At 60.2% G+C, this 5,861-nt stretch carries 5 protein-coding genes; 3 read left to right on the top strand and 2 right to left on the bottom strand.

Features of this window, described 5'->3' with window-relative positions:
* Positions 1 to 84: 84 nt before the first annotated feature.
* Positions 85 to 2,250, top strand: a complete 2,166-nt coding sequence (locus tag AC1D1Z_RS32935) for an adenylate/guanylate cyclase domain-containing protein (protein WP_446946640.1) — start codon at positions 85 to 87, stop codon at positions 2,248 to 2,250.
* Positions 2,251 to 2,263: 13 nt separating this feature from the next.
* Here the strand turns inward: AC1D1Z_RS32935 and AC1D1Z_RS32930 are convergent, their stop codons facing one another.
* Both AC1D1Z_RS32930 and AC1D1Z_RS32925 read right to left on the bottom strand, forming a co-directional pair.
* Positions 2,264 to 2,767: a YHS domain-containing (seleno)protein gene (locus AC1D1Z_RS32930; protein ID WP_085995573.1), complete on the bottom strand. Its 504-nt coding sequence runs from the start codon at positions 2,765 to 2,767 to the stop codon at positions 2,264 to 2,266.
* 13 nt (positions 2,768 to 2,780) lie between these two features.
* Positions 2,781 to 3,377, bottom strand: coding sequence for an ankyrin repeat domain-containing protein (locus AC1D1Z_RS32925; protein ID WP_477853045.1), 597 nt, complete (start codon positions 3,375 to 3,377; stop codon positions 2,781 to 2,783).
* 757 nt (positions 3,378 to 4,134) lie between these two features.
* Here AC1D1Z_RS32925 and AC1D1Z_RS32920 point away from each other — a divergent pair.
* Together AC1D1Z_RS32920 and AC1D1Z_RS32915 are read left to right on the top strand one after the other, a co-directional pair.
* Complete coding sequence (locus tag AC1D1Z_RS32920; RefSeq protein ID WP_130719084.1) at positions 4,135 to 4,857, top strand: FadR/GntR family transcriptional regulator; 723 nt, start codon at positions 4,135 to 4,137, stop codon at positions 4,855 to 4,857.
* Positions 4,854 to 5,861, top strand: a 1,008-nt coding sequence (locus AC1D1Z_RS32915) for a PLP-dependent transferase (protein WP_477853043.1), incomplete at its 3' end; no start/stop codon positions are given. The genes AC1D1Z_RS32920 and AC1D1Z_RS32915, both read left to right, overlap by 4 nt.

The raw sequence follows: 5,861 nt of genomic DNA, 5'->3' as shown, positions 1-5,861 counted from the left end.
GTAAAAGACCGAGGCTGCGGTGCCTGCGCGCCCTCGGCCGTGGTAAGATGCCCAGCTCCCTGGATCGAAAGGGTGGGCAGAGCAATGGAGAGACGTCTCGCCGCGATACTTTCCGCTGACGTGGTCGGCTATAGCCGCCTCATGGGCGCGGACGAGGCCGGAACGTTGGAACGGCTGAAAGCCTGCCGCCGGGAGCTGATCGATTCCACCATTGAGGAATACCATGGCCGGATCATCAAGCTCATGGGCGATGGCGCACTCGTCGAATTCGCCAGCGTCGTGGATGCAGTCCAATGCGCGGCCATAATCCAGCGGAGGATGTCCAGCAGAGACCAGGGGGTCTCGGACGAACAACGCATTCGGTTTCGCATCGGTGTCAATCTTGGTGACATCATCGTTGAAGGCGACGACATCTATGGCGACGGCGTCAACATAGCTGCCCGCCTACAGGGGATTGCAAAGCCTGGCGGAATTTTCATATCCGGCACCGCGTTCGACCAGGTTGCGCATAAGGTCGATGTTGGCTTCGTGGCTCTCGGCGAGCAGCGGCTGAAGAACATAGCCGACCCGGTTCGCGTCTATCGCGTTCTGATTGACCCAGCCAAGACTGGCAAGGTCGTCTTTGCCCCGCGTGCATGGTGGCGAGGTATGACGCTATTAGCGCTCACAGCGCTATTGATCGCGATCACAGCGGCGGTCATCGTATGGCAATGGCCTTATACGCACCGCCCATCGATCGCGGTGCTACCCTTCGCCAACTTGAGTGAAGATCAATCCCAGGATTATTTCGCCGATGGCATTACCGACGACCTAATTACCGATCTCGCCAGGCTTTCGAACCTTGACGTCATCTCCCAGAATTCCGTGTTTACGTACAAAGGCAAGCCCCACGTCCTGGACGAAATACGACGTGACCTCGGCGTGCGCTTCGTCGTTGAGGGCAGCGTGCAGCGGAGCGGCGATCTGATCCGCGTCAACGCGCAACTGATCGATACCTCGAGCGGCGACCATCTGTGGGCCAATCGATTTGACCGCAGCGCGGCGGAGGTGTTTGCCGTGCAGGACGCGATGGGCAGACAGATTGCCGATGCGCTCGGTCTGAAACTGACTCGAAGCGAGACCGAGCGCATCGCCCGTCCTCCGACCACTAATCTCGAGGCATATGATTATTATCTGCGTGCCGAGCAGGCGGCCCGTACAGGACGCCGTTCCCGGATGCTCGAGGCATTGGCGCTGTTTGACAAGGCGGAGGCACTGGACGGCGGCTTTGCCGAAGCATTCGCGGCCGATGCGCATGCGACGTCCTTTGTCTGGCGCAGCACATATGACGACGTTCTCCAGAGTGCGCTGGCGCGAAAAAGAGCCTACGAGAAGGCAAGTCGCGCCCTTGCCCTCGACCCCGCACTTCCGTCACCCTACGCGGTCCTCGCCATCATGCAGGCTGTAGACCGACGTTATGAGCAGGCAATCGCCTCGGCACAAAAGGCCGTGTCGCTTGGTGCCGCCAATGCCGAAGCCCATATGGCGGTCGCATATGTTCAATTGGTCTGGGGCAATCACGCCGACGCCGCCGCGGCTGTCGAGACGGCGCTCAGGTACGACCCGAACCCCTCCGCCATCGACCGATACACAGCTGGCATGGTTTTCTATCTGCAGCACGACTACGGCAGGGCGATAGACAGTTTCAAGCGCGCTGGCTACGGCTCTCAAGGCAACGGCGAGTTTGTTACCGCACTCGCCATGGCCTATGTCCGTGTCGGTCGCATCGATGAGGCTCGTGCCACCGTGGCCGAGGCAGGACGCCTTCTCGGGGGGCGCGATTGCCTGGCGGCGTGGCGGCTCCTCAATGGCGATTTCCGGGAAGAGGATTTGGCATTTATTCTAGACGCGCTGCGCGAGGCCGGCCTGCCAGAGTGGCCGTTCGGCTTCCACGGGGACGAGCAATATCGCCTGAAGGGTGCCGAGATCGCGGCCATCGTCATGGGCAAACTTCTGCGGGGAAAAACCGAGCCCACCGAAAGCCTTGCGATCATGCAGGTCCAAATGGACGGCAAAGCTGCCTTCCGCTCGGCAACCCAGATGATGACCGAGACGGTTTCTGTCAAAGGCGACCTCCTTTGCGAGCAGAGCGAAAACGCATTTGGCCAGCCCGATTGCGGTCCGGTCTACAGACATGCAACGCCGACCGACGAAACCGGCTACACTTACGTGAACTCGTCCAAGGTCTTCTATTTTTCGGCTGCCGAATAGAAGCCGTTCGCGGTCAGTGATACTGATCCAGTTCGAGATCGGCAGCGACCTTCGGCCATTTGGCATCGGCCTTGGCCACGGTGTCCGCCGGATGGGCGGCAAACCCCTCCGCGTCCGCCTTGTCATACATCAGATAAAGCTTGCCCTCGACGATCTTGAAGGCTTCAGGATCGATGTTGACCGTGACAGACCCGCCGCTCACCTCGCCCGCACAATAGCCGCCGTACTGAGGCGCGTATTTAAGCGGTTCGCTCATAAACATCTCGCGGTGTTTGTTATTGGCGAAATGCCAGGGCGTCCCCATCCATTCGTAGGAGATTTTATCCGAACCTTTCGTCGCTTTGCCTTCGGTAAAATAGGCGACCGTGTCGTACCCCATGATAGCGACACCGCCAAAGTACCCCGTATTTACTGAGTCGTTGGCCACTGCCTGCGATCCACCGACAGCCGATGCGACAGCGAGACCGATCATCACCAAATAGCGACCAGTGCATTGTGTTCTGCTTCCAGAGTGCATCTTCGCCTCCTGTTCATTCGTGAATTTCCATGCACTTCGCGTAAAATTCCTCCTCGCCGAGGACGCTGAGCGGAGGACACGTCACGCCATGCTGCTTGAACAGCCGGACGATATCGAAATTGCCCTTCCAGATGGCTCTCGCGATTGGCGCGTAGCCGTGAACCTCTACGTGGCCCACATCAGCTCCCTTAGCCAACAAGAAATCAGCAAGAGCGACGTGGTTCTCTTCACCCGCAACCATGAGCGGGGTAACACCCGCTTTATTGGACGCATCGTCGAGAATTGCTCCGTGGTCGAGGAGCAGTTTGCTGATGGGTACGCTTCCCGAATACGCAGCTGCATGAAGCSCAGTGAAGCCGCCAGAGTTCCGAGCCATGACGTCGGCATGCTTGCCGATCAGCAGCTCAACGATGGCGATCTGATTTGCGAGGGCTGCATTGATAAGTGGCGTTGACTGGTCGCGAGTGCGGCTGTCGACATCGGCACCCGCGGTAAGGGACTGCTCGACGGCGAGGGCGTCTCCCGCTGAAACGGCATCGAACAAGGGATCACCCGCGGCCGCCACTGTCGCCGATAAAAACAACGCTACCGATGCAAACAGCCGGCGCATAGCCTCACCTCGGAATTTCGATCCACAATAGCACGGCACCCTGACCTGGGGTAGTCAGTACTCGGTCGCTTCGCCGCGCGGACGCTCGCCAACTACTTCCAACGGCCATGGGATTGGACGGCTACGAAACGTCCGACATCGAGTACAGGTTACAGGATCATTTTACAGACCCGCCTACCTTGCTGAGATCGAGCGCAGGTATCTCGGCGGGGCATCTATTGCCAACGCGGAACCCCCTTTAGCTTTTCAGACGCCGAATACGTCCGCACTGTTCTTACGTCCGCCGGGTTCAAAGACATCGTCATCGCGCCTCACGACGAAGCGGTTACGAGCGGTGACGTTGATGCGATGACGCGAGTGCTGTTGAGCATCGGCCCGCTTGGCAAAATCGCTCGCGAGACCCCCTCGATCAAGGCGGCAGTCTAGCCCAAATTGCGAGAAGCACTCGCGGGTCTTGGTGATCCGTCCAGGGTTGAATTGGTCGCCTCGGTATGGATCGTAGCGGCGTGGGCATGAACCCCCCGTTGGGAAGTTCAGACCAACGCCTCGCGCGTGGCGACGACTGTCTTGGCCGGAATAGCGCCACTGAAGCGAACATAATGTCCCGACTACGGCCATCCCCACGACTTGGCCTGGCTGGCGAGCAAAACCAGCACGACGAACAGCGAAGGCGACTTGACGTCTTTCGCTCTTTGAGAAATGCTAAGATGTCAGACCAATTCCAAGGTCGGCTGCCTGAGAAGAAAAATGGGGAACCATGAAGGCAAATAGCAGCGACAGGCCGGTGATCCGGCCGCTTCCGGCCATGGACCGCGCGCGTCAGGTGACTGATGCGCTGGCGGATTATGTCGAGGAAGCCAGGTTGAAGGCGGGTGACCGGCTGCCGGCCGAGCGCGAGCTGATGGCAGCCCTTGCCGTCGGCCGCTCGACCATCCGCGAGGCGATCCGCCACTTCCAGGCGCTCGGCGTCATCGAGACGCGCAAGGGCAGCGGCACCTATCTGCTGAAGCCGGTTTCCAGGGCGACGATTCACATGCCGCTGTCGCTCGACACGGTTCATCTGCGCGACGTGCTGCTGCAGACGCTGGAGGTTCGCCGTGGCATCGAATGCGAGGCCGGCATGGTCGCGGCGCGGCGGCGTACGAACACGGATCTCGTCGTCATCGAGGAAAAGTTGAACGAGATGGAGCGGGTGCATATCGAGAAAGGCACCTCCGGCCCGGAGGATCTGGCCTTTCACCTCGCTGTCTACGACGCCACCCACAATCCGCTGTTTCGCCAGCTTCTCGAGCAGATGCGCGAGACCTTCGAGCGCTTCTGGGAGCATCCGTTCGACCGGCAGGATTTCGCCCGCCGGTCCTTTCCCTTTCACCGCACGCTTTTCGACGCGATCGCTGCCGGGGATCCCGAGGCGGCGCGCGCGGAAACATTGAAAATTCTCGATATCGTCGAGGAAGACATCAAGGAAATGTCCAAATGAGCAACGGCGCAGAACCGTTCGATCTTGCTTCCCTCATCACGGCTCATGACGAAGGCAACTTCGCAGACGCCGTCGTGCCGCCGATTTTCCAGACCTCGCTTTTCACCTTTTCCGATTATGACGACATGATCGCCTCCTATCGCGGCGAGAAGGTGCGGCCGATCTATACGCGCGGCCTGAACCCGACAGTGCGCGCCTTCGAGGAAATGCTCGCCAAGCTCGAAGGTGCCGAGGATGCGCTGGGTTTTGCCAGCGGCATGGCGGCGATCTCGTCGGCGGTGCTGAGCTTCGTCGAGCCGGGCGACCGCATCGTTGCCGTCAAACATGTCTATCCCGATGCCTTCCGCCTGTTCGGCACGATCCTGAAGCGGATGAAGATCGAGGTGACCTATGTCGACGGGCGCGACGAGGAAGCGATCGCCCAGGCGCTCCCCGGCGCCAAGCTCTTCTACATGGAAAGCCCGACGAGTTGGGTGATGGAAGCGCATGATGTCGGTGCGCTCGCAGCGCTTGCCAGACAACACGGCGTCGTCTCGATGATCGACAACAGCTGGGCAAGCCCGTTCTTCCAGCGGCCGCTGACGCTCGGCGTCGACCTCGTCATTCATTCGGCCTCGAAATATCTCGGTGGCCACAGCGATGTGGTGGCGGGCGTCATCGCTGGCTCGAAGGCGATGATTGCGCGCGTCAAGGCCGAGGCCTATCCTTATCTCGGCGGCAAGCTTTCGCCGTTCGACGCCTGGCTCCTGATCCGCGGCCTGCGCACGCTACCGCTGCGCATGAAAGCCCACGAGACATCGGCGCTTGAAATCGCCAGGCGCCTGCAGAAGCTCGACGTGGTGGAGACGGTCTGCCATCCGGGGCTCGCCAACCGTCTGCCCGCCGGGCTCAACGGCACCTCGGGCCTGTTTTCGTTCATCTTCCGCGAGGGCGTCGATATCCGCGCCTTCGCCGATCACCTCAAGCTCTTCAAACTGGGCGTAAGCTGGGGTGGACATGAAAGC

It is taken from the genome of Rhizobium sp. P1_E1 (assembly GCF_056406015.1).
Note: the sequence above shows the minus strand (reverse complement) of the source record. Positions and strands in the feature narration are given on the sequence as shown.

Excerpts from the sequence above, each read along its gene's own strand:
- AC1D1Z_RS32920 (WP_130719084.1), top strand. The coding sequence starts at position 4,135 with ATGAAGGCAAATAGCAGCGACAGGCCGGTGATCCGGCCGCTTCCGGCC.
- AC1D1Z_RS32935 (WP_446946640.1), top strand. The coding sequence starts at position 85 with ATGGAGAGACGTCTCGCCGCGATACTTTCCGCTGACGTGGTCGGCTAT.
- AC1D1Z_RS32930 (WP_085995573.1), bottom strand. The coding sequence starts at position 2,767 with ATGCACTCTGGAAGCAGAACACAATGCACTGGTCGCTATTTGGTGATG.